Source organism: Pseudomonas sp. GW823-FHT02F05 (assembly GCF_058797315.1).
In genome coordinates this window covers 48,938-71,981 of the sequence record NZ_JBXAJM010000023.1, presented here as the reverse complement: position 1 = coordinate 71,981, position 23,044 = coordinate 48,938, and the positions used below count along the sequence as shown (strand labels likewise).

General features: G+C 61.3%; 20 protein-coding genes and 1 tRNA gene (1 of these 21 only partly in view). 16 read left to right on the top strand and 5 right to left on the bottom strand.

Annotated features, from left to right (window positions below):
* Positions 1–9: 9 nt before the first annotated feature.
* Both motA and motB read left to right on the top strand, forming a co-directional pair.
* Positions 10–861: a flagellar motor stator protein MotA gene (gene motA / locus AC1RAC_RS23885; protein ID WP_003188041.1), complete on the top strand. Its 852-nt coding sequence runs from the start codon at positions 10–12 to the stop codon at positions 859–861.
* 3 nt (positions 862–864) lie between these two features.
* Positions 865–1,884, top strand: a complete 1,020-nt coding sequence (gene motB / locus AC1RAC_RS23880; protein ID WP_492617039.1) for a flagellar motor protein MotB — start codon at positions 865–867, stop codon at positions 1,882–1,884.
* A gap of 355 nt (positions 1,885–2,239) precedes the next feature.
* Here the strand turns inward: motB and rsgA are convergent, their stop codons facing one another.
* Positions 2,240–3,271: a small ribosomal subunit biogenesis GTPase RsgA gene (rsgA, locus tag AC1RAC_RS23875; RefSeq protein ID WP_003188044.1), complete on the bottom strand. Its 1,032-nt coding sequence runs from the start codon at positions 3,269–3,271 to the stop codon at positions 2,240–2,242.
* Between the two features lie 108 nt (positions 3,272–3,379).
* On the opposite strand from rsgA, the gene orn reads away from it, so the two are divergent.
* A complete protein-coding gene (gene orn / locus AC1RAC_RS23870) occupies positions 3,380–3,922 on the top strand; it encodes an oligoribonuclease (RefSeq protein WP_492617038.1) in 543 nt (180 codons plus the stop codon).
* A gap of 182 nt (positions 3,923–4,104) precedes the next feature.
* A complete protein-coding gene (locus AC1RAC_RS23865; RefSeq protein ID WP_169913170.1) occupies positions 4,105–4,722 on the top strand; it encodes a trimeric intracellular cation channel family protein in 618 nt (205 codons plus the stop codon).
* Here the strand turns inward: AC1RAC_RS23865 and queG are convergent.
* Positions 4,719–5,783 carry a tRNA epoxyqueuosine(34) reductase QueG gene (gene queG, locus AC1RAC_RS23860; protein ID WP_038448633.1) on the bottom strand — a complete coding sequence of 355 codons (1,065 nt, stop codon included), beginning with the start codon at positions 5,781–5,783 and terminating at the stop codon, positions 4,719–4,721. The genes AC1RAC_RS23865 and queG overlap by 4 nt on opposite strands.
* Positions 5,784–5,846: 63 nt before the next feature.
* Here queG and AC1RAC_RS23855 point away from each other — a divergent pair, with 63 nt between their 5' ends.
* From AC1RAC_RS23855 to AC1RAC_RS23800, 12 genes are all read left to right on the top strand, one after another.
* Entirely contained in the window at positions 5,847–6,707 is an 861-nt protein-coding gene (locus tag AC1RAC_RS23855; protein WP_054918859.1) for an NAD(P)H-hydrate dehydratase, read from the top strand.
* The gene (gene tsaE / locus AC1RAC_RS23850) at positions 6,695–7,165 is read left to right on the top strand and encodes a tRNA (adenosine(37)-N6)-threonylcarbamoyltransferase complex ATPase subunit type 1 TsaE (protein ID WP_014716665.1); all 471 of its coding nucleotides are present in this window, start codon (positions 6,695–6,697) and stop codon (positions 7,163–7,165) included. Before AC1RAC_RS23855 ends, tsaE begins: the two co-directional genes overlap by 13 nt.
* A gap of 15 nt (positions 7,166–7,180) precedes the next feature.
* Positions 7,181–8,602 carry an N-acetylmuramoyl-L-alanine amidase gene (locus AC1RAC_RS23845; protein WP_003188054.1) on the top strand — a complete coding sequence of 474 codons (1,422 nt, stop codon included), beginning with the start codon at positions 7,181–7,183 and terminating at the stop codon, positions 8,600–8,602.
* Complete coding sequence (mutL, locus tag AC1RAC_RS23840) at positions 8,602–10,518, top strand: DNA mismatch repair endonuclease MutL (RefSeq protein WP_492617037.1); 1,917 nt, start codon at positions 8,602–8,604, stop codon at positions 10,516–10,518. The genes AC1RAC_RS23845 and mutL overlap by 1 nt, the downstream gene beginning before the upstream one ends.
* Entirely contained in the window at positions 10,518–11,489 is a 972-nt protein-coding gene (gene miaA, locus AC1RAC_RS23835) for a tRNA (adenosine(37)-N6)-dimethylallyltransferase MiaA (RefSeq protein WP_072445892.1), read from the top strand. The genes mutL and miaA overlap by 1 nt, the downstream gene beginning before the upstream one ends.
* A gap of 94 nt (positions 11,490–11,583) precedes the next feature.
* Complete coding sequence (gene hfq, locus AC1RAC_RS23830) at positions 11,584–11,844, top strand: RNA chaperone Hfq (protein WP_003188059.1); 261 nt, start codon at positions 11,584–11,586, stop codon at positions 11,842–11,844.
* A 12-nt stretch (positions 11,845–11,856) separates the two neighbouring features.
* Positions 11,857–13,158 carry a ribosome rescue GTPase HflX gene (gene hflX / locus AC1RAC_RS23825; protein ID WP_492617036.1) on the top strand — a complete coding sequence of 434 codons (1,302 nt, stop codon included), beginning with the start codon at positions 11,857–11,859 and terminating at the stop codon, positions 13,156–13,158.
* A 96-nt stretch (positions 13,159–13,254) separates the two neighbouring features.
* Complete coding sequence (gene hflK / locus AC1RAC_RS23820) at positions 13,255–14,430, top strand: FtsH protease activity modulator HflK (RefSeq protein WP_003188062.1); 1,176 nt, start codon at positions 13,255–13,257, stop codon at positions 14,428–14,430.
* A complete protein-coding gene (hflC, locus tag AC1RAC_RS23815; protein ID WP_003188064.1) occupies positions 14,430–15,296 on the top strand; it encodes a protease modulator HflC in 867 nt (288 codons plus the stop codon). Before hflK ends, hflC begins: the two co-directional genes overlap by 1 nt.
* Positions 15,297–15,589: 293 nt before the next feature.
* On the top strand, positions 15,590–16,777 hold the full coding sequence (locus tag AC1RAC_RS23810; protein WP_034125649.1) for an ATP phosphoribosyltransferase regulatory subunit: 1,188 nt from the start codon (positions 15,590–15,592) through the stop codon (positions 16,775–16,777).
* Positions 16,778–16,831: 54 nt separating this feature from the next.
* Positions 16,832–18,121: an adenylosuccinate synthase gene (locus tag AC1RAC_RS23805; RefSeq protein WP_014716669.1), complete on the top strand. Its 1,290-nt coding sequence runs from the start codon at positions 16,832–16,834 to the stop codon at positions 18,119–18,121.
* A 139-nt stretch (positions 18,122–18,260) separates the two neighbouring features.
* A complete protein-coding gene (locus tag AC1RAC_RS23800) occupies positions 18,261–20,195 on the top strand; it encodes a methyl-accepting chemotaxis protein (RefSeq protein ID WP_314545971.1) in 1,935 nt (644 codons plus the stop codon).
* 108 nt (positions 20,196–20,303) lie between these two features.
* Here the strand turns inward: AC1RAC_RS23800 and AC1RAC_RS23795 are convergent, their stop codons facing one another.
* From AC1RAC_RS23795 to AC1RAC_RS23785, 3 genes are all read right to left on the bottom strand, one after another.
* Positions 20,304–21,857 (bottom strand): ABC transporter permease subunit, encoded by a 1,554-nt coding sequence (locus AC1RAC_RS23795; RefSeq protein ID WP_314545974.1) that lies wholly within the window; start codon positions 21,855–21,857, stop codon positions 20,304–20,306.
* Positions 21,857–22,882, bottom strand: a complete 1,026-nt coding sequence (locus AC1RAC_RS23790; RefSeq protein ID WP_314545976.1) for an extracellular solute-binding protein — start codon at positions 22,880–22,882, stop codon at positions 21,857–21,859. Before AC1RAC_RS23790 ends, AC1RAC_RS23795 begins: the two co-directional genes overlap by 1 nt.
* Positions 22,883–23,026: 144 nt before the next feature.
* Positions 23,027–23,044: transfer RNA gene (locus tag AC1RAC_RS23785), tRNA-Leu, on the bottom strand; it runs 169 nt beyond the window's last position.

Genomic DNA, 23,044 nt, shown 5'->3' with positions numbered 1-23,044 from the left:
CCCTCTCCTATGGCTAAAATTATCGGCATCATTGTCGTCATCGCAAGTGTGCTCGGAGGGTACGTCCTCTCCCACGGTAAAATCGCCGCACTGATCCAGCCTTTCGAAGTGCTGATTATCGGCGGTGCCGCGTTCGGCGCATTTTTGCAGGCCAACCCAGGCTATATGACCATGCACGTGGTCAAGAAGTCCCTGGGCATGTTCAGTTCGCGCTTCTCCCACACGTTTTATCTTGAAGTGCTGGGGCTGATCTACGAGATCCTCAACAAAAGCCGCCGTGAAGGCATGATGGCGATCGAAGGCGATATCGAAGACGCTGCGGCCAGCCCGATTTTTGCCAAGTACCCGGCCGTGCTCAAAGACGAGCGCATGACCGCGTATATCTGTGATTACCTGCGCATCATGTCCTCCGGCAACATGGCGCCTCACGAGCTGGAAGGCCTGTTCGACATGGAGTTGTTCAGCCTCAAGGAAGAGCTGGAGCATCCTTCCCACGCCGTGACCGGCATTGCCGACGGTATGCCCGGTTTTGGTATTGTCGCGGCGGTACTGGGGATCGTGGTGACCATGGCGTCCCTGGGCGAGGGCGATCAGGCGGCCATCGGCATGCACGTAGGTGCGGCGCTGGTCGGCACCTTCTTCGGTATTCTCGCCGCCTATGGTTTCTTCGGCCCGCTCGCCACCTCCCTGGCCCACGATGCCAAGGAAGAGATCAACCTCTACGAAGCGATCAAGGCGTGCCTGGTGGCATCGGCGTCGGGCATGCCGCCGTCGTTGGCCGTGGAGTTCGGGCGCAAAGTGTTGTACCCGAAACACCGCCCAAGTTTCTCCGAGCTGGAACAAGCGGTTCGCGGTCGCTAAGCCATGGAAAACAACCAGCCGATCATCATCAAGCGCGTCAGGCGCTTCGCTGCGGGGCACCATGGCGGTGCCTGGAAAATCGCCTTCGCCGACTTTGCCACGGCGATGATGGCGTTCTTCCTGGTGTTGTGGCTGATGTCCACCGCTACGCCAGAACAGAAAATCGCCATCGCCGGCTACTTCAAGGACCCGATTGGCTTTTCGGAAAGCGGTACGCCGTTTGTCATTGACCTGGGCGGCTCGCCGGAACTGGCGCCCGAGCGCACCATCAACCCGGAAGTGCAAACTGAATCGCCTCAGGAAAAAATCCCGATTGAGCGCGACACTGTCGAATCCATGGCCGAGCAGGTCGAACAGGAGCGACTGGAACTGTTGCTGCAGGAATTGCAGAACAAGGTTGAAGAAAACCCACAGTTGCTGAAGTTCAAGGACCAGATTTCCTTCGAGATCACCCCCGAGGGGCTGCGCATCCAGATTACCGATGCGGCCAACCGGCCGATGTTCGACTCTGGCAGTGCGCGGTTGAAGCCGTACTTTGAAGACATCCTGCTGGCCATGGCTGACACCATCAAGGCGGTGCCGAACAAGATCAGCATCAGCGGGCATACCGACGCCAAGCCCTACGCGGGCCAGGGTGATTTCGGCAACTGGGAACTCTCGGCCAACCGCGCCAATGCTGCCCGGCGTGCGCTGGTGGCCGGCAGCTACCCGGACCCGCAAGTGGCGCGGGTAGTGGGTTTTGCCTCCTCGCAACTGTTTGATCCCAAAGACCCGTTCAACCCGGTCAACCGCCGTATCGACATCGTGGTGCTGACCAAAAAAGCCCAGCGTGCGATTGAAGGCGATCAACCCCCGCCACCGGCACCGACCCAGGGCGACGGTGCGCCAGGCGAAGTGCCGGCCGACCCCAACGCGCTACCGCCGGAGCAGGAACCGCTGCCAGCCCATGAGCTGCGCCAGAAGCTGAACCTGTTTGATGATGGGGGCGTCAAGGATCCTACGACGCCTGCGCCGAAGCCGTAAGCTCCAGATACAACGAGGCCGCGATAATCGCGGCCTTGTTGTATCTGCGCTGTCATAGATATCTACACAATTTTGGGGCGACGCTGGGCCTGTGGCGAGGGAGCTTGCTCCCGTGACGGCCTGACAGCCGGCGCCTATCTACCTGACGCCCTCAATCCAAATGTGGGAGCTGGCTTGCCTGCGATGGCGATTTGCCGATGTACATATCCATTCCTGCGGTAACGGCCACCGATACCGATGCTGCATTGTAGGAGCGAGCTTGCTCGCGAAAAACGTCAACGATAACGCGTGTATCCAGGATGCCCGCGTTGCGCTTGAGGTCTTCGCGAGCAAGCTCGCTCCTACAGAGGGCTGCTTAGTAGCTGCTCTCGGGCAAGCTCGCAATAATCGACCGATAGCTGTTCATCCGCTGCTGCTGCACGCGCCCATCTTCCAGTGCCTTGAGCAGCGCACAGCCCGGCTCGCGGTCGTGTTTGCAGTCGCGGAAGCGGCAGGTGCCGATCAGGTCGTTGAACTCAATAAAGCCGGCTTCCACATCGCTACGGCTGACGTGGCCCAAGCCAAATTCACGGATACCCGGCGAGTCGATCAACTCGCCGCCGCCCGGGAAGTGGAACAGCCGTGCGGTGGTGGTGGTGTGGGTGCCCTGGCCGGACAGCTCCGACAGCGGGCCCACGCGGGTTTCGACTTCCGGCAACAGGCTGTTGACCAGCGACGACTTGCCCACGCCAGACTGGCCGACGAACACGCTGATCCGCCCGTCCAACTGCTGTTGCAGCTGTTCCATGCCGTTGCCGTGGTGAGCCGACACTTCCAGCACCGGGTAGCCCAGGGTGCGGTAGACCGCCAGCAATGCGTTGAGCGCCGGGGCGTTCTGCTCGTCGATCAGGTCGAATTTGTTCAGCAGCAGCAACGGGCGGATGCCAGCATGCTCAGCCGCGACCAGGTAACGGTCGATCAGGTTGGCATGGGGCTCGGGCAGTGGCGCGAACACGATCACGATCATGTCGACGTTGGCCGCCACCGGCTTGAGCTGCCCACGGCTGTCGGGGCGGCGCAGTTCGGTGCTGCGCGGCAACTGGGCGACGATGACGCCGATGCCCTGGTTGCCGGCACGCCACACCACCTTGTCGCCGGTGACCAGCGCGGGCAGGTTGGCGCGCAGGTGGCAACGGAACACCTGGCCTGCGAGTTCGCCTTCGAGCGCCTCGACTTCGACCTGCACACCAAAGTGCGCGATCACCAGGCCCGTTTGTTCGGGGCCCAGGTCGCCGCCCTCGAGCGCTTCCACGGCTGAGGATTCACGTTTGGCGGCGCGGGCGGCGCGTTCACCTTGAATCTTTTCGATGCGCCAGTTTTGGCGACGGTTGAGCTGGCGTTTGGCCATTGGTGTTCCGTGTCGATAATGCAAAAGTTGGGTAAAACGGCCGCGAGTCTAGCACGCCCCCGCCTGCTAAACTGCCCGGCTACGCCAAGGTGCCAAGAGAATCAAGCCATGCAAAACCCACAGAACCTGATTTGGATCGATCTGGAAATGACCGGTCTGAACCCCGACACCGACGTCATCATCGAGATGGCGACCATTGTCACCGACAGCAACCTCAACACCTTGGCCGAAGGCCCGGTGATCGCCATCCACCACAGCGACGCCGTACTCGCCACCATGGACGAGTGGAACACCCGCACCCACGGTAACTCCGGGCTGACCCAGCGCGTGCGCGACAGCCGCATCAGCATGGCCGAAGCCGAGGCCGAAACTATCACCTTCCTGGAAAAATGGGTGCCCAAGGGCAAGTCGCCAATCTGCGGCAATAGCATCTGCCAGGATCGTCGCTTCCTTTATACGCACATGAAGGGGCTGGAAAGTTACTTCCACTACCGCAACCTGGACGTGTCGACCTTGAAGGAACTGGCTGCGCGTTGGGCGCCGGAAGTCAAAGACAGCTTCCATAAAGGCAGCACGCACCTGGCGCTGGACGATATTCGTGAGTCGATTGCCGAGTTGCAGCATTACCGCAAGCATTTCATCAAGGCTTGATTCTGCGGCGCCAGTGAGTGCGCTATCGCAGGCAAGCCAGCTCCCACATTTGACTGCATTCGCAAATTCAAAGTGTGGGAGCTGGCTTGCCTGCGATACAGGCGACGCGGTTTATCGCCAAGCGCCCCCTTTTGGTGCCCTCGGCAAATGATTAGACTGCCGGCCTCTCTGTCAGGATCGCCATCATGTTGCTGATGCTCTACCTCGTCGCCATCACCGCCGAAGCCATGACTGGCGCCCTGTCCGCGGGTCGGCGTGGCATGGACTGGTTTGGCGTGGTGCTGATCGCTTGCGTGACAGCCCTGGGCGGCGGTTCGGTGCGCGATGTGTTGCTCGGCCACTACCCGCTGACCTGGGTCAAACACCCGGAATACCTGGTGCTGACCTCTGTTGCGGCGCTGGTGACGATCTTTATCGCACCGCTGATGCGCCACCTGCGCTCGCTGTTCCTGGCGCTGGATGCGGTGGGGTTGGTGGCCTTCACCCTGATCGGCTGCATGACCGCCCTGGAAATGGGCCACGGCATGTTGGTGGCGTCGGTCAGCGGAGTCATCACCGGGGTATTCGGCGGCATCCTGCGGGATATCTTCTGTAACGACATCCCGCTGATCTTCCGCCGCGAGCTGTATGCCAGCGTGTCGTTCCTGGCTGCCTGGTTCTACTTGCTGTGCCTGTACCTGGAGCTGCCCAGCGAGCAAGCGATTCTGCTGACGCTGTTCAGTGGCTTCCTGTTACGCCTGCTGGCGATCCGGTTTCACTGGGAAATGCCCAAGTTCGTCTACAACGACGATGTGCACTAGCGCGCAGCGTGTTGCTCCAGCGCCCATTCCACGTGTTCGCGTACCAACTCCGACGGGTAGTCCCGCCGCGCCTTCAAGGCTTCCAGCACTGGAATGCTGGAGGGCGCATTACCCAGGCCCACCGCCAGGTTGCGTAACCAGCGCTCGTAACCGGCGCGGCGCAGGGGAGAGCCCTCGGTGCTGCTGAGGAATTTATCCTCGTCCCACATAAACAATTCGGCCAGTTCTGCGTTATCCAGATTGTGCCGTGGCTTGAAATCGCTTTCGGCGGTAGGTCGAGCGAAACGATTCCACGGGCAAACGATCTGACAGTCATCGCAGCCAAATACCCGGTTACCAATCAGTGGGCGCAGATCTTCGGGGATGGCACTCTTGAGTTCGATGGTCAGGTACGAAATGCAGCGTCGCGCGTCCAGCACGTAAGGGCCAACGAAGGCGTTGGTGGGGCAGATGTCCAGGCACGCCGTGCAGCGGCCGCAGTGTTCTGTGGCGTGGGGTGGGTCTACCGGCAACGGTAGATCGACAAACAGTTCGCTCAGGAAGAAATAACTGCCGGCCTTGCGGTTGAGAACCAGGGTGTTTTTACCGATCCAGCCCAGGCCCGCTTGCTCGGCAATGGCTTTTTCCAGGACGGGCGCGCTGTCGACGAAGGCGCGAAAGCCGAACGGCCCGATCTGCGCCTGGATGCGGTCGGCCAGTTGCTGCACGCGCTTGCGGATCAGCTTGTGGTAATCGCGGCCCAGGGCGTAGCGCGAGATGTAGGCTTTTTCCGGCTGGCCGAGCAGTTGCGCCATCTGGGTGTCGCCGGGCAGGTAGTCCATGCGCAGTGACACCACGCGCAAGGTACCGGGCACCAGCTCGTCCGGGTGGGAGCGTTTGCTGCCGTGGGCGCCCATGTACTCCATCTCGCCGTGGTAACCCGCGTCGAGCCAGCGTTGAAGGTGCTGTTCATGCTCAGCCAGGTCGAGGCCGCTGATGCCCACTTGTTGAAAGCCCAGCTCGCGACCCCAGTCTTTGATCGATTGGGCGAGAGCGGGCAGATCGGAGGTAATAGCAGGCATGAGACACGGGAAACCACAGGTTAGATGCGTATAATTCTGCCAGACATCGGAGCTTGAAGACGCATGCCTCAGACAAAACACCCAATTACCGACGTGCAGCTGTTGTTGCCCGGCCATTTGCCGCAACTTGCTGCGCGTTCCCCGGACGCCCATAAGGGCCAGTTCGGCCACCTGCTGGTCATCGGTGGTGACCGTGGCGTTGGCGGCGCGGCGTTGCTGAGCAGCGAAAGTGCCTTGCGCAGCGGCGCCGGCATGGTCTCGCTGGCGACGCGGCCGGAACACGTGCCGGCCGCTCTGGCTCGGCTGCCGGAGGTCATGGCCGTCGGCGTGAGCTCGGCTAACCAGTTGATGGGCCTGCTGGAAAAAATCTCGGTGATCGTCATTGGCCCAGGCCTGGGCGATGACGCCTGGGGCAAGAGCCTGTTGTCGGTCGCGGCCAATGCCAGCGTGCCGCAGGTGTGGGATGCCGACGCGCTCAATCAACTGGCCACTGGCAGCGTCGAGCTGCCGGCCAACTGTGTGATTACCCCTCATCCGGGCGAAGCTGCGCGTTTGTTGGGGCTATCGACAGCCGAGGTTCAGGCAGATCGCCGTAAGGTGGCGCGCGCGTTGAGTCAGAAATTCAATGCAGTGGCTATCCTCAAGGGTGCTGGCAGTTTGATTGCCAGCCCGGATGGACGGCTTGCCCGTTGTGATCAAGGCCACCCGGCAATGGCGGCGGCGGGGCTCGGTGATGTCTTGGCCGGCCTGGTCGGGGCATTATTGGCTCAGGGTATGCCCGCGTACGAAGCGAGCTGCCTGGCCGTGTGGTTGCACGCGACCGCCGGAGACCGCCAGGGTAGTTTTGGTCGCGGCTTGGCTGCCAGCGACCTGATCCCCGCCATTCGTCAATTGCTGGAGGAGCAGTCGCCGTGCCTGAAGTAATTCTTTTCCTGGCAGATGAAGAGGCCATGGTCGCGTTGGGCCAGCGTATTTCGCAGGTCACGCAAGGGGCCGGGTTGATCTTTCTCGAGGGTGATCTGGGCGCAGGCAAAACCACACTGTCCCGGGGGATTATTCGCGGCCTGGGCCATACCGGCGCGGTAAAAAGCCCGACCTTCACGTTGGTCGAGCCCTACGAAATCGGCGACGTGCGTGCTTTCCACTTCGACCTCTATCGCCTGGTCGATCCTGAAGAGTTGGAGTTCATGGGCATCCGTGATTACTTCGACGATGATGCGCTGTGCCTGATCGAGTGGCCAAATAAAGGCACAGGCTTTTTGCCAAAGCCGGACCTGACCATTACCATTACGCCGCATGAGCACGGACGTCAGCTGAAGTTGTTGCCCCAGAGCCCACGCGCTGAGTCGTGGTGTGCTGCTCTGGCATTGGAATTCAAATAATTGGTGGGGTTAGGTATGCGCTTTCGCGCGTTGGTTGCTGTCGTGGGGGTGTTGCTTGCGGCAATGACTGTCAATGCTCTGGCTGCTTCACAGGTGAAAAGTGTTCGCCTGTGGCGAGCGCCGGATAACACGCGACTGGTGTTCGACCTGTCTGGCCCGGTCCAGCACAGCGTCTTTACCTTGACGGCGCCTGATCGCCTGGTGATCGACATCAACGGTGCCAGCTTGGCCGCGCCGCTGAAAGTCTCTACCGCCAACACGCCCATCACCGCCATGCGCTCGGCCCAGCGTACGCCGACCGACCTGCGTGTGGTCATCGACCTGAAAAAGGCCGTGACCCCCAAAAGCTTCTCCCTGGCCCCCAACGCCCAGTACGGCAACCGCCTGGTGGTCGACCTGTTCGACAACCCCGCCGACGCCGCACCGCCGCCTGCGCCAACGCCGAGCGTGGCGACGGTGCCTGCGGTGCCGGTCAACCCTTCGCAACCCCAGGTCAAGCTGCCACCGCCGCCGCCTGCACCGGCAGGCAAGCGCGACATTATCGTGGTGATCGATGCCGGCCACGGTGGCGAAGACCCGGGGGCTTCCGGCTCACGCGGCCAGCATGAGAAAGACGTGGTGCTCGCCATCGCCCGTGAACTGCAGCGCCAGGTCAACGGCATGAAAGGCTACCGCGCCGAGCTGACCCGTACCGGTGACTACTTCATTCCGTTGCGTGGCCGTACCGAAATTGCCCGTAAGAAGGGCGCTGACCTGTTCGTGTCCATTCACGCCGACGCCGCGCCTTCAACCGCTGCCTTTGGCGCCTCGGTATTTGCCCTGTCGGATCGCGGCGCCACCTCCGAGACTGCGCGCTGGCTGGCCGACAGTGAAAACCGTTCCGACTTGATCGGCGGGGCCGGCAACGTGTCCCTTGATGACAAGGACAAGATGCTCGCAGGCGTACTGCTCGACCTGTCGATGACCGCCTCGCTGACCTCCAGCCTCAACGTGGGCCAGAAAGTCCTGAGCAATATCGGCCGCGTGACGTCGCTGCATAAACAGCGTGTGGAACAAGCCGGGTTCATGGTGTTGAAGTCGCCGGACATCCCGTCGATCCTGGTGGAAACCGGGTTTATCTCCAACGCCAACGAAGCGTCGAAACTGGCCAGCGCCAGCCACCAGCAAGCGCTGGCGCGCTCGATCAGCGCCGGCGTGCGCCAGTTCTTCCAGCAGAACCCGCCGCCGGGCACCTACATCGCCTGGCTGCGTGACTCCGGCAAAATCGCCCAGGGCCCGCGTGACCATCGTGTGCAACCCGGTGATACCGTTGCCATGCTGGCGGTCCGTTTCCAGGTAACGCCTGCAGCCTTGCGCAGCGCCAATAACCTGAAAACCGACGAGTTGAAGATCGGCCAGGTGTTGACCATCCCCGGCACCTCATTGGCGGCGCAGTGATGAGCGAATCCACCTTGAACAGCGGCTCGCGCATTGAATTGCTCAGCCCGCGCCTTGCCAACCAGATCGCTGCGGGTGAGGTGGTTGAGCGCCCGGCGTCGGTAATCAAGGAGTTGCTGGAAAACAGCATCGACTCCGGTGCCAAACGCATTGATGTCGATGTGGAGCAGGGCGGCGTCAAGCTGCTGCGGGTACGTGACGATGGCAGCGGCATCTCTTCGGATGACCTGCCCCTGGCCCTGGCCCGTCACGCCACCAGCAAGATCCGCGACCTGGAAGACCTGGAGCGGGTCATGAGCCTGGGCTTTCGAGGCGAGGCCCTGGCCTCCATCAGCTCCGTGGCCCGCCTGACCCTGACCTCCCGCACCCGTAGCGCCGAGCAAGCCTGGCAGGTGGAAACCGAAGGCCGCGACATGGCGCCTCGGGTCCAGCCGGCGGCGCATCCGGTGGGCACCTCGGTGGAAGTGCGCGACCTGTTCTTCAATACCCCGGCGCGGCGCAAGTTCCTCAAGGCCGAGAAAACCGAATTCGATCACCTGCAAGAAGTCATCAAGCGCCTGGCCTTGGCGCGTTTCGATGTGGCGTTTCACCTGCGCCACAATGGCAAGACCATCCTCAGCCTGCACGAAGCCAACGACGACGCCGCACGTGCTCGGCGGGTGGCAGCGGTGTGTGGCAGCGGGTTCCTGGAACAGGCGCTGCCGATTGAGATCGAGCGCAATGGCTTGAGGTTGTGGGGCTGGGTCGGGTTGCCGACGTTCTCTCGAAGCCAGGCCGACTTGCAGTATTTCTTTGTGAACGGCCGGGCGGTCCGCGACAAACTGGTGGCCCATGCGGTACGCCAGGCTTATCGCGATGTGCTGTTCAACGGGCGGCACCCGACCTTTGTACTGTTCTTTGAGGTTGACCCTTCGGTGGTCGACGTCAACGTGCACCCAACCAAGCACGAAGTACGTTTCCGTGATGGGCGCATGGTGCATGACTTCCTGTATGGCACGCTGCACCGTGCCCTGGGTGATGTGCGCCCGGATGATCAATTGTCGGCGCCGATCGTCACCGCGGTGGTGCGCCCGAGCGGTCCCGAGGCCGGCGAGTTCGGGCCGCAAGGTGAAATGAGCCTGGCGGCCAACCTGCTGCAATCGCCCCAGGCGCAGCCAGCCTACACGGCGCCGAATTCGGGTGCCGGTGCGGGTTATCAGTACCAATACACACCGCGCCCGCAATCGACGGCGCCGGTGGCCGAAGCCCAGGCGGCGTACCGTGAGTTTTTCGCGCCGTTGCCGGGTGCCGAGCCGGGTGCTGCTGTGGCGTTGCCCGAAGGCGGCGGTGATATCCCGCCGCTGGGCTATGCCCTGGCGCAGCTCAAAGGCATTTATATCCTCGCCGAAAACGCCCATGGCCTGGTGCTGGTGGACATGCACGCTGCCCATGAACGGATCATGTACGAGCGCCTGAAGATCGCCATGGCCAGCGAAGGCCTCAGCGGCCAGCCGCTGCTGGTGCCCGAATCCCTGGCGGTGAGCCAGCGTGAAGCCGACTGCGCAGAAGAACATCACGGTGTGTTCCAGAAGCTGGGCTTCGAGCTGCAACGCCTGGGCCCGGAAACCCTGGCGATCCGCCAGATTCCCGCGCTGCTCAAGCAGGCCGAGGCCAACCGCCTGGTGGCCGATGTGCTGGCCGACCTGATGGAGTACGGCACCAGCGACCGTATCCAGGCGCATATCAACGAATTGCTCGGCACCATGGCCTGCCACGGCGCCATCCGCGCCAACCGCCGCCTGGCCCTGCCGGAAATGAACTGCCTGCTGCGCGACATGGAAAACACCGAGCGCAGCGGCCAATGCAACCATGGCCGACCGACCTGGACCCAGATGGGCCTGGATGATCTGGACAAACTGTTCTTGCGCGGCCGCTGATGAGTGCCTTGCCCCCCGCCATTTTCCTGATGGGCCCCACGGCCGCCGGCAAGACCGACCTGGCCATCGAGCTGACCAAGGTGCTGCCCTGTGAGTTGATCAGCGTCGACTCTGCCCTGGTTTACCGGGACATGGATATCGGTACGGCCAAGCCGTCGAAGGCGCTGTTGGCCCAATATCCGCACAAGTTGATCGACATCATCGACCCCGCGCAGAGCTATTCGGCGGCGGACTTTCGCACCGACGCCCTGGCGGCCATGGCCGAGATCACCGCGCGCGGCAATATCCCGCTGCTGGTGGGCGGCACCATGCTCTATTACAAGGCGTTGCAGGAAGGCTTGGCCGATATGCCGCCTGCCGATGCCCAGGTGCGCGCCGAACTTGAAGATGAGGCTGCGCGCCTTGGCTGGCAGGCCCTTCACGACCAGTTGGCGGCGGTAGACCCGGTGTCTGCGGCACGTATTCACCCCAATGACCCCCAGCGGCTCACACGCGCCCTGGAAGTATGGCGTGTCAGTGGTCAGACCATGACTGAACATCGCCTGAAACAAACTGCGCAAAGTACTGATGCAGGCGCATCTGGACAGTCACAATTGCCCTATACTGTGGCGAATCTGGCCATCGCTCCGGCAAACCGCCAGGTGTTGCATGAACGAATTGCACAAAGATTCACAATAATGTTGGAACAGGGGTTTGTGGACGAGGTCGTAGCATTGCGTTCAAGAGGCGACCTGCATGCAGGGCTGCCTTCAATACGTGCTGTAGGCTACCGCCAAGTCTGGGATCATCTGGATGGCAAGCTGACGTCCGCCGAAATGCAGGAGCGCGGCATCATTGCCACGCGCCAATTGGCGAAGCGCCAGTTCACCTGGCTGCGCAGCTGGAGCGATTTGCACTGGTTGGACAGCCTGGACAGCGACAATCTGTCACGCGCCTTGAAATACTTGGGAACGGTCTCCATATTGAGCTGAGTCCTTGCAATTGCCGTCTATCCTTGGGGGTGTGACGGCCATAAGCTATCTATTTTCCGATTTTTTATTATTGATCCTTAAAGGAGTGCGGCACATGTCAAAAGGGCATTCGCTACAAGACCCTTACTTGAATACTTTACGTAAAGAGAAAGTTGGGGTTTCCATCTATCTGGTCAACGGCATCAAGCTGCAAGGTACGATCGAGTCGTTCGACCAATTCGTTATCCTGCTGAAAAACACCGTCAGCCAGATGGTTTACAAGCACGCTATCTCGACAGTCGTTCCAGTTCGTCCAATCCGTCTGCCTAGCGCAGCAGGTGACGAACAGGGTGACGCTGAGCCAGGTAACGCCTGATAGGAGTCTCCTTTGTTCTTTGAGCGCCACGGTGGTGGTGAGCGAGTAATCCTCGTTCACTTGGATGGACAGGACCCTGAGGCGCGCGAAGATCCGCAGGAGTTTCAGGAGTTGGCAAATTCGGCCGGCGCCGAGACCGTTGCGTTTTTTAACGTACCGCGTCATCGGCCAACCGCCAAATACCTGATTGGCAGCGGCAAGGTCGAGGAACTGCGCGACCTGGTTCATACCGAAGAAGCCGATCTGGTGATCTTCAATCACACCCTCACTCCCAGTCAGGAACGTAACCTCGAACGTGTTTTCGAGTGTCGCGTGATCGACCGTACCGGTCTGATTCTCGATATTTTCGCCCAGCGCGCCCGCACCCATGAAGGCAAGCTCCAGGTTGAACTGGCCCAGCTTGACCACATGAGCACCCGCCTGGTTCGCGGCTGGACTCACCTTGAGCGTCAGGGTGGCGGTATCGGCATGCGTGGCCCGGGTGAAACCCAGTTGGAAACCGACCGGCGTCTGCTGCGGGTTCGCCTGCGCCAGATCAAGGGCCGCCTGGAAAAAGTGCGCAGCCAGCGCGAGCAGTCGCGACGTGGCCGTTCCCGTGCGGATATCCCGACCGTGTCCCTGGTGGGGTACACCAACGCCGGCAAGTCCACGTTGTTCAATAACGTGACCAAGTCGGATGTGTACGCGGCCGACCAACTGTTCGCCACCCTCGACCCGACCCTGCGGCGTCTGGACATCGACGACCTGGGGCCGATTGTGCTGGCCGATACTGTGGGTTTCATTCGTCACCTGCCCCACAAGCTCGTCGAGGCATTTCGGTCTACGCTCGAAGAGTCGAGCAATTCCGACCTGCTGTTGCACGTGATCGATGCGGCCGAACCGGATCGCATGTTGCAGATTGAACAGGTCATGGTGGTGCTGGGCGAGATTGGTGCCCAGGACTTGCCGATCCTCGAGGTCTATAACAAACTCGATTTGCTTGAAGGCGTTGAGCCACAGATCCAGCGCGACGAGAACGGCAAGCCCCAGCGGGTCTGGTTATCGGCGCGAGATGGCAGTGGCTTGGAGTTGCTGGAACAAGCCATTGCCGAATTGCTCGGCAGCGATTTGTTCGTCGGCACCTTGCGCTTGCCGCAGCGTTTTGCTCGACTGCGTGCACAGTTTTTCGAGTTGGGCGCGGTACAGAAAGAAGAACACGACGAAGAAGGTGTCAGCTTGCTGGCCGTTCGATTGCCACGCTCGGAACTCAATCGGCTGGTCAGCCGAGAGGGTGTTGTACCGGCAGAGTTCATCGAACAACACACTTTGCAATAAAAGCCTGAGAAAGCGGTTGTGCCGCAGTAGCAGGCATTCTGTAGCATTGGTCGGCGCGCCGTGGGTGCGTCTTTGCTTTATCAGATGGAGAGCGCTATGGCTTGGAATGAGCCGGGTGGCAACTCGAATAATCAGGATCCTTGGGGTGGTAAGCGCCGCAATAATGGCGACCGCAAGGGGCCACCGGATCTCGACGAGGCCTTCCGAAAGCTGCAGGAAAGCCTGAATGGGTTGTTCGGTGGTGGAAAAAAACGTGGTGGTGACGACGGCGGTCGCACAAGCAAGGGCGGTGGCTATGGCCTGCTGGGCCTGGGTCTTGTCGTGCTCGCGGCCGTATGGCTGTACAGCGCGGTCTACGTGGTGGACGAGCAGGAGCAAGCCGTGGTGCTGCGCTTCGGCAAGTACTACGAGACTGTCGGGCCAGGCCTGAACATCTATTTCCCGCCGATCGACAAGAAGTACATGGAGAACGTGACGCGTGAGCGTGCGTACACCAAGCAGGGCCAGATGCTGACCGAAGACGAGAACATCGTCGAAGTGCCGCTGACCGTGCAGTACAAGATCAGCAACCTGCAAGACTTCGTGCTGAACGTTGATCAGCCGGAAATCAGCCTGCAACACGCAACCGAAAGTGCCCTGCGCCACGTGGTGGGTTCCACCGCCATGGATCAGGTGCTCACCGAAGGTCGTGAGTTGATGGCCAGCGAAATCAAGGAGCGTCTGCAACGCTTCCTCGACACTTACCGCACCGGTATCACCGTTACCCAGGTGAACGTACAGAGCGCAGCGGCACCGCGTGAAGTGCAGGAAGCCTTTGACGACGTGATCCGTGCACGTGAAGACGAGCAGCGTTCGCGCAACCAGGCTGAAACCTATGCCAACGGCGTTGTGCCGGAAGCCCGTGGTCAGGCCCAGCGCATCCTTGAAGATGCCAACGGTTACCGCGATGAAGTGGTCTCCCGCGCCAAGGGTGAGGCAGATCGTTTCACCAAGCTGGTCGCCGAGTACCGCAAGGCTCCTGAAGTGACCCGCGAGCGTCTGTACCTGGACACCATGCAGGAAGTCTTCAGCAACACCAGCAAGGTTCTCGTGACCGGCAGCAAAGGTGGGCAGAACAACCTGCTGTACCTGCCGCTGGACAAGATGATCGAAGGTGGTCGTAGCGGCGCCAGTGCACCGTCCACCGGTTCGAATGCCGCTGCCAACGAAGCGAGCGCCCGTGCGGCCGCTGACTTGCTGCAACAGCAAACACGTACCAGGGAGAGCCGTTGATGAGCAATAAATCGCTGACCGCCCTGATTGTGGGCGTCGTCGTGGTCATCGCTGCCTGGAACTGCTTCTACATCGTCGCTCAGACCGAGCGTGCGGTGCTGCTGCAATTCGGTCGCGTGGTCCAGGCGGATGTCCAGCCGGGCCTGCATGTGAAAGTCCCCTACGTCAACCAGGTGCGCAAGTTCGACGCCCGCCTGATGACCCTGGATGCACCGACACAGCGCTTCCTGACCCTGGAAAAGAAAGCCGTGATGGTTGACGCCTACGCCAAGTGGCGCGTCAAGGATGCCGAGCGCTTCTACACTGCGACTTCCGGCCTCAAGCAGATTGCCGACGAGCGTTTGTCCCGTCGTCTGGAATCGGGCCTGCGTGACCAGTTTGGTAAGCGCACCCTGCACGAGGTGGTATCCGGTGAACGTGATGCGCTGATGGCTGACATCACCCGTTCGCTGAACACCATGGCGGAAAAAGAGCTGGGTATTGAAGTGGTCGACGTTCGCGTCAAGGCCATTGACCTGCCCAAGGAAGTGAACCGCAGCGTGTTCGAGCGTATGAGCACCGAGCGTGAGCGTGAAGCGCGTGAGCACCGCGCCAAGGGTAACGAGTTGGCTGAAGGTATCCGTGCCGATGCCGACCGTCAGCGTCGTGTACTGCTGGCAGAAGCTTATCGTGAGTCTGAAGAGGCTCGTGGTGACGGCGATGCTCAAGCCGCGGCGATCTACGCCAAGGCCTACGGCCAGGACCAGGAGTTCTACGCGTTCTACCGTAGCCTGCGCGCTTACCGTGAAAGCTTCGCGAACAAAACCGACGTACTGGTGTTGGACCCAAGCAGCGACTTCTTCCGCTACCTGGAAAAGTCCAAGTAACCAGCCCGTGATTCTGTAAGGCGCACTCCGTCGGGCGGCTAAAATGCCTGGCGGGGTGATCCTTTCAGAAAACGGGTGTATGATGCGGCAGCCGGGAAATTCCCGGCTTTTTTGCGTCTGCATGTTTGATTCGGCAGGCGTGACAGGTTTTTCGAGGAAAGTGCCCGACGAGGCCGTTTGCAGGCCGTTCGTCACGTCGCTCTTGCGCGTGGTTTATGCAAGGGGCGGGTATTTTCTGCTTCACTCAAGGCTCGGCCGAGGGCTGGCCGCCCGGATCAAAGGGGAATGGCGTAATGGCAACGGTAGACCGCTGGCTGCTGCCAGATGGCATCGAAGAAGTACTGCCACCAGAAGCTGCGCGCATTGAAGTAGCGCGTCGCCAGGTGTTGGATCTGTTCCAGAGCTGGGGTTACGAGTTTGTCGTGACTCCCCATATTGAGTACCTGGAATCCCTGCTGACCGGCGCGGGCCAGGACCTGGATCTGCGCACCTTCAAGGTCATCGACCCGCAATCGGGCCGGCAAATGGGGTTCCGTGCCGACATCACGCCACAAGTGGCGCGCATCGATGCGCACACCCTGCGTCGTGAAGGCCCGAGCCGTCTGTGCTACGCCGGCAGCGTACTGCATGCCCAGCCGCGCGCGTTGTCGTCTTCCCGTAGCCCGATCCAGTTGGGCGCCGAGTTGTACGGCGATGCCAGCCCGAGCAGCGATGTGGAAGTGATCAGCCTGATGCTGGCCATGCTGCAACTGGCGGATGTGCCGGACGTGCACATGGACCTGGGCCACGTCGGTATCTACCGTGGCCTGGCGCGTGCTGCCGGGTTGTCCGGTGAAGTGGAGCAACAGTTGTTCGATGCCCTGCAGCGCAAGGCGATCGATGAAGTGATCGCTCTCACCGAGGGTGTGCCTGCTGAGCTGGCTGGCATGCTGCGGGCGCTGGTAAATCTGTGCGGCGGCCGTGAAGTGCTGGTGGCTGCGCGTGAGCGCCTGGCCAATGCGCCGGCACCGGTATTGGCGGCACTGGATGATGTGCTGGCAATTGCCGAGCGCCTGTCGGCGCGGTTCCCGGAGCTGCCGCTGTATTTTGATCTGGGTGAATTGCGCGGCTACCACTACCACACCGGTGTGGTGTTCGCGGTATTCGTCCCGGGTGTTGGCCAGGCCATCGCCCAAGGTGGTCGCTATGACGATATCGGCGCCGACTTCGGTCGTGCGCGTCCGGCCACTGGTTTTTCCACCGATTTGAAAACCCTGGTGACCCTGGGGCGTGCTGAGGTCGAGCTGCCGTCTGGTGGCATCTGGATGCCCGACAGTACGGACGCAGCGCTCTGGCAGCAGGTTTGCCAGTTACGCCGTGAGGGTCAGCGTGTAGTCCAGGCCTTGCCTGGGCAGCCATTGGCCGCCGCCCGTGAAGCGGACTGCGACCGGCAATTGATTCAGCAGAACGGGCTTTGGCAAGTATCGCCACTGGCTTCTTGAGTTTTCCTGCCGGCCATCGCCGGCACCAAGTTTGCGCGAATGAGGACAAGTGTTATGGGTAAGAATGTCGTAGTCCTGGGCACCCAATGGGGTGATGAGGGCAAAGGCAAGATCGTTGATCTGCTGACCGAACATGCTGCCGCCGTAGTGCGCTACCAAGGTGGCCACAACGCTGGCCACACCCTGGTCATCGATGGCGAAAAAACCGTCTTGCACCTGATCCCGTCGGGTGTCCTGCGCGAAGGCGTGCAGTGCCTGATCGGCAATGGCGTGGTGGTTGCACCTGACGCCCTGCTGCGCGAGATCACCAAGCTGGAGGAGAAAGGCGTACCGGTGCGCGAGCGCCTGCGTATCAGCCCGTCCTGCCCGCTGATCCTGTCCTTCCACGTTGCGCTGGACCAAGCCCGTGAAAAGGCGCGTGGCGAGCTGAAGATCGGCACCACCGGTCGCGGCATCGGCCCGGCCTACGAAGACAAGGTTGCACGTCGTGGCCTGCGTGTGGGCGACCTGCTCAACATGCCGCGCTTTGAAGACAAGCTGCGTGAACTGGTGGATTACCACAACTTCATGCTGGTCGGTTACTACAAAGAGCCAGCCATCGAGTTTGAAAAGACCCTGGCCGAGTGCAAGGAATACGCTGAGCTGCTCAAGCCGTTGATGCTGGACGTGACGGCCGAGCTGCACGATCTGCGTCGCGCTGGCAAGGACATCATGTTCGAAGGTGCCCAGGGTTCGTTGCTGGACATCGACCACGGTACCTACCCGTACGTGACCAGCTCCAACACCACCGCTGGCGGCGTTGCGACCGGTTCTGGCGTTGGCCCGATGTTCCTGGACTACATCCTGGGTATCACCAAGGCCTACACCACTCGCGTAGGTTCGGGCCCGTTCCCGACTGAGCTGTTCGACGACGTCGGCGCGCACCTGGCCAAGCAAGGCCACGAATTCGGCGCCACCACTGGCCGTGCTCGTCGTTGCGGCTGGTTCGATGCCGTTATCCTGCGTCGCGCTATCGATGTGAACAGCATCTCGGGCATCTGCCTGACCAAGCTGGACGTACTCGACGGTCTGGAAGCCATCAACATTTGCGTCGGCTACAAAGACGCCCAAGGCAACGATGTTGCCCCGACTGACGCTGACAGCTACGTGGGCCTGCAGCCTGTGTACGAAGAAGTGCCAGGCTGGACCGAATCGACCGTGGGCGCCAAGACCCTGGAAGAGCTGCCAGCCAACGCCCGCGCCTACATCAAGCGTGTGGAAGAGCTGATCGGTGCGCCGATCGACATTATTTCGACGGGCCCGGACCGCAACGAGACCATCGTTCTGCGTCACCCGTTCGCGTAATAAGCTGTTGATGTGAAAAGCAAAGGGCTCCTTCGGGAGCCCTTTGTCGTTTCTGCCTGGCAAGCGGCACGACCCTTGCTGTGTTTCCCTCTTTCGAGGTGCTATCAAATTAGTGGCACCCGTGGTGGAGGGATTTCCAGTGTCTGCCGTTCTCTCGTTGTTACAAAGCCGTCTGTTGCGGCCGGTGTTCGTTACCCTTGGTATCGCTCTTTTGGTGCAAGTGCTGGTGGCCGTCGCGCTGACGCGGAGCACGGTGACGGCGCTGGAAGCCGATTTGGGCAATCGCCTGGGCATTGATAGCCAGAAGTTGTCTGGCGAACTGGCCCAAGCTGGCAAGGAAGTCACGTCCAGCCTGGACAGCCTGTCCGCCAGCACGCGCCAGCGACTGACAACTGGGCTTTCCACGCGCTTGCAGGAAGAGCAAAAGCAGTTGCGTGCGACGCTGGAAAAAGACCTGCAGGACTCCGCCAATGACATGGCGCAACTGCTGGCCTCGGTCGCGCCCCGTGCCATGTGGGACAGTGACGTGCCGACCCTTTCAGAGTTTGCCCGCCGGGCCCAGCGCAACCCCAATGTGCTGTTCGTGGTGTATGACGACGCCGCAGGCGAGCACCTGACGCGTTATCTGAACCGTGAGAACCCGATCAACCAGGCGTTGCTGGCAAAAGGCGCGGGTGAGCGTGCTCTGGATAAGGTACTGGACGCGGCCAAGACTGACCCTTCCGTGTACTACGTTGAAGCCTCCATCAGCCCCAACGGTGTGGAAATCGGCAAGGTGCGCATGGGCGTGTCGACCGCTGCGGTTGAGGCCGACCTGCAAGCCTTGGATAAGCGCTTTGCCGCGCTGATCGCCAGCGGTGATCAACTGGTGGGTGATAGCCTCAAGGGAGCCGCCGCTGACAGCGCCAACGCCATGGGCGCCCGGCTGCAATCGGCACAAGCCACTGCCACGCAAATGACGGCCAACACCGCCGCCGCCGTGCAAGACGCGGCGGGCACCCTGCGCTGGCGCATCGGCATGGGGCTGGCACTGGTGGGGCTTGGGGTATTGCTGCTGATCGCCATTGTGCTGGGGCGGCGCGTGGTCAATCGCCTGAAGTTGCTGATTGCCGCGATGGATGATCTGGCGGCCGGCGAGGGCGACCTCACCAAGCGCGTGCAGATCAACAGCAAGGATGAAATCGGCGATATGGCCTCGGCGGTCAATCGCTTTGTGGATAAGTTGCAGCCCATCGTACGGGAGGCAGGCGACGTGGCCCAGCGTACCGGTGTGGAAATCGGTGCCATGACATTGCGCAATGCTGGCGCCGATGCGGCGGCGGGCTTGCAGCGTGATGAAGTGGCCGAGAGTTTGCGCGCTTTGTCGCAAATGGCCGACGAGGCCCAGGCCGAAAGTCACGCTATGCAGGCGGCGTTGCAGCAGGTGGTGGATATTCGCCAGGCCACGGATGAAAACTCACGAACCTCGGCTGAAGTCGGTAGCTTGATCGAGGCGTTGGCGGGGCAGGTGCAGGCCGGTTCCCAGGTGATCGAACGGCTGGCGCAGCAAAGCGAACAGATTGAAGTGGTGTTGACCGTGATTCACGGCATCGCCGAGCAAACCAACTTGCTCGCTCTCAACGCGGCCATCGAGGCGGCACGGGCTGGCGAGACTGGGCGCGGCTTTGCGGTGGTGGCCGATGAAGTGCGTGCGCTGGCGAGCAAGACTCAAAGCTCCACTGGCGATATCCAGGCGCATATCGTGGCATTGCAGCAGGGCGCACGTGAGGCGGTGGAAACCATCGGCAAGGCGGGGCGCCAGGCCAGTGAGGGCTTGCTGGTGCTGCGCGACAGCGTGCGCTTGCAGCAGACGGTGCAGGCTTCTGTGGAGCAGGTGCATGCGGCGATTGGCCTGGCGACGCGTGCGGCTGAGCATCAGGCCCAGGGCGCGCATGCGGTGCGTGGGCGCGTGGAGGTGATCCATGCCCAGGCGGAGCGTGCGGCGCAAGCGGTGGTGGAGACGACGGCCAGTGGGAAGGTGCTGGATGGGTTGGCGGCGCAGTTGAAGGCGAGCTTGGGGCAGTTCAGGGCGTGAGGTCGTCTGGACGGGCTTCATCGCAGGCAAGCCAGCTCCCACATTCAACTGCATTCCAAAGTTGGAGCGCGGTCAACTGTGGGAGCTGGCTTGCCTGCGATAGCTGTTTCAGCGGCTCAAATACATCCGCGTCGTAAGTAGATACACCGGCAACCCCGACACCAGAATCAACAACGCTGCATACGGCGCCGCCGCCGCAAATTCCACATTCGAGGTATGCGCCCAGACGGCCGTTGCCAAGGTATTCAGCCCGGTCGGGCTCAGCAGCAATGTCGCCGTCAATTCCTTCATCGCATCCAGGAACACCAAGGCAAACGCCGCCCCCAGCGCCGGAAAGATAATTGGCAACGTCACCCGGCAAAACGCACTGAAGGACGATGCGCCTAACGTGCGCGCAGCCTCTTCCAACTGTGGCGCCGCCTTGTTCAGCGCTGTACGAATCGGCGCCTGGGCCAATGGCAAAAACAGCAGCGCATAAGCAATCAGCAGCAATGCCGAGGTCTGGTACAGCGCCGGCACGTAATGCAGGGCGAAATACACCAGGGTCAACGCAATCACCAGGCCGGGCAGGGCATGCAGTAAGTACGGCAAGCGTTCGGCCCATAGCGCCAGTTGCCCTTTGTAGCGCACCACCAGCAAACCAACCGGTACTGCCAGTACCAGGCACAGTGCGGCGCCGCCCAGCGAGAGCGCCAGGGAAGACAGCAGCGCCTCACCGATCTCGGCCATCGGAAACGCTGCCGACGAACCGACTGCCAACCAATACCCGAGCATTCCCAGTGGGATGCCACTGCCAATGATCCCCAGCGCCAGGCAATACACCTGGCCCAATGGCGCCCACCTGCCCAGTCGAACCTGCTCGGCGTGCCGCGCCGCGCCCTGGCCGATGCGCACGTGCCGGCCTTTGCCGCGTACGCGCAGTTCCAGCCATAGCAGGGTCAGGCACATCACCAGCAGCACTGCCGAGAGCATTGCCGCATTGGCATTGCTGAACTCCAGTTCGAACTGCTGGTAGATCGCGGTGGTGAAGGTCTGCAGCCCAATGATCGACAGCGCGCCGAATTCCACCAGCATGTGCAGTGCGATCAATAGTGAGCCGGCCAGCAGCGATGGCCACAGCAGCGGCAAGGTGATGCGAAAGAACACGCCCCAGCGGTTGTGCCCCAAAGTGCGGGCCGACTCTTCCAGGGAAGGGTCAAGATTGCGCAGCGTTGCCGCCACCGGCAGAAATACCAGCGGGTATTTGGACAGGCTCATCACTAGGATCGCGCCGCCAAGCCCCTCGAACTGGGCGCTCAGCGACACCCAGGTAAAACTGCTGACGAACGCCGGCACCGCAAACGGCAGGCACAGGATCACGCCCCAGATGCGTCGCCCCGGCAGGTTGCTGCGTTCCAGCAGCCAGGCCAGGGACAGGCCGATCACGCCGCAGCTCAGGGTCACGCCGACCATGAGCGCCAGGGTGTTGCGCAGCAGTCCGAACACATAAGGCCGCCACAGTAGATGCACCGCCTCCGTCCAGCCCGCCTGCCAGGCTTTGAGCCCGACGTAGGCGAGCGGCAACAGGCTCAGGCCAACCAGCAACAGCACAGGTAGCAGCAGCCAGATCGACGGGCGTTTGCGACGGGGGGTGAACCCCGCGACGGAAAGCGATGGGTTCATCAGTTCAGGCCAACGTCACGTTCCAGTTCCAGGGCTTCTTCGGCGTTGCCCAGGTCTGCGGGGGTGACCTTTGGTGGCTGCAGCTCGCTGAATGGCTTGAGGCCGCGGTTCGATTCCATGCCCTTGCGCAGCGGGTACTCGGCCGACGTGTTGGTGATCACGCGCTGGCCTTCTTCGCTGGCCATGAATGCCAGCAATTGCTGAGCTTCTTTGGGATGCTTGCTGGATTTGAGTGCGGCAGCGGAGGATACGGTGATCAGGCCGCCAGCATCACCATCGGTGAAGTAGTGCAGTTGGGAATCCAGATTGGTTTTTTCCTTTTTCAGGGCAAACCAGTAGTAGTTATTCACCAGCACGGTGGCCACTTCGCCTTTTTCCACGGCCTTGAGGGCAACCATATTGTTGCTGTACACCTTGCCGAAGGCGCGCAGACCGGTCAGCCATTCTTCTGCGGCTTCGCGACCGTGCAGCTTGATGATCGCCACGGCTTGCTCCTGGAACGCGCCGCTGGTGGGAACGAAGCCGACTTTGCCTTGCCACTCGGGGCCGGCAAAATCCAGTACCGACTTGGGCAGGTCTTTTTCGGCAATCAGTTTGGGGTTGAAGGCTACGACGCGGGTGCGTGCGGTCACGCCCATCCAGTCGCCGTTTTTGCCCACGTAATCCTTGGGCAGGACATCGAGGGTGCTGGCATCGATTTTTGCCAACAGGCCTTGCTCGCCGAGTTTGTTCAGGGGCGGTGATTCTTCGGTGTAGATGACGTCGGCAGGGGAGCGCTCACCTTCTTCGACGACCTGGCTGGCCAGCTGGTTGCTGCTACCTTTGCGCACGTTGACGTGGATGCCGGTCCTGGCTTCGAAGGCCTTGGCGAGTTCATCGCCGACTTCTTTGTGTTGGCCGTTGTATAAGGTCAGGGAGACCTTGTCGGCAGAATGGGCGGCGGGCGAGAGCAGGGTCAGGCTGAGTAGGGTGAGGGTCAGGCCGCGCAGAAGGGATGTCTTGAGTCGGTTGTCACGGATCATCATCCGAAGTGTTCCTCGCTTATATGCAACAAATCATTGCAAGGATAAACGATAAATCTTCTCAAGTGCGGATGAGGGGGAAATCACTGGGGAAGTTTTCAAACCCCGGAAACGAAAAAACCCGCTTTCGCGGGTTTGATCTGAATTTGGTGCCCAGGAGAAGAC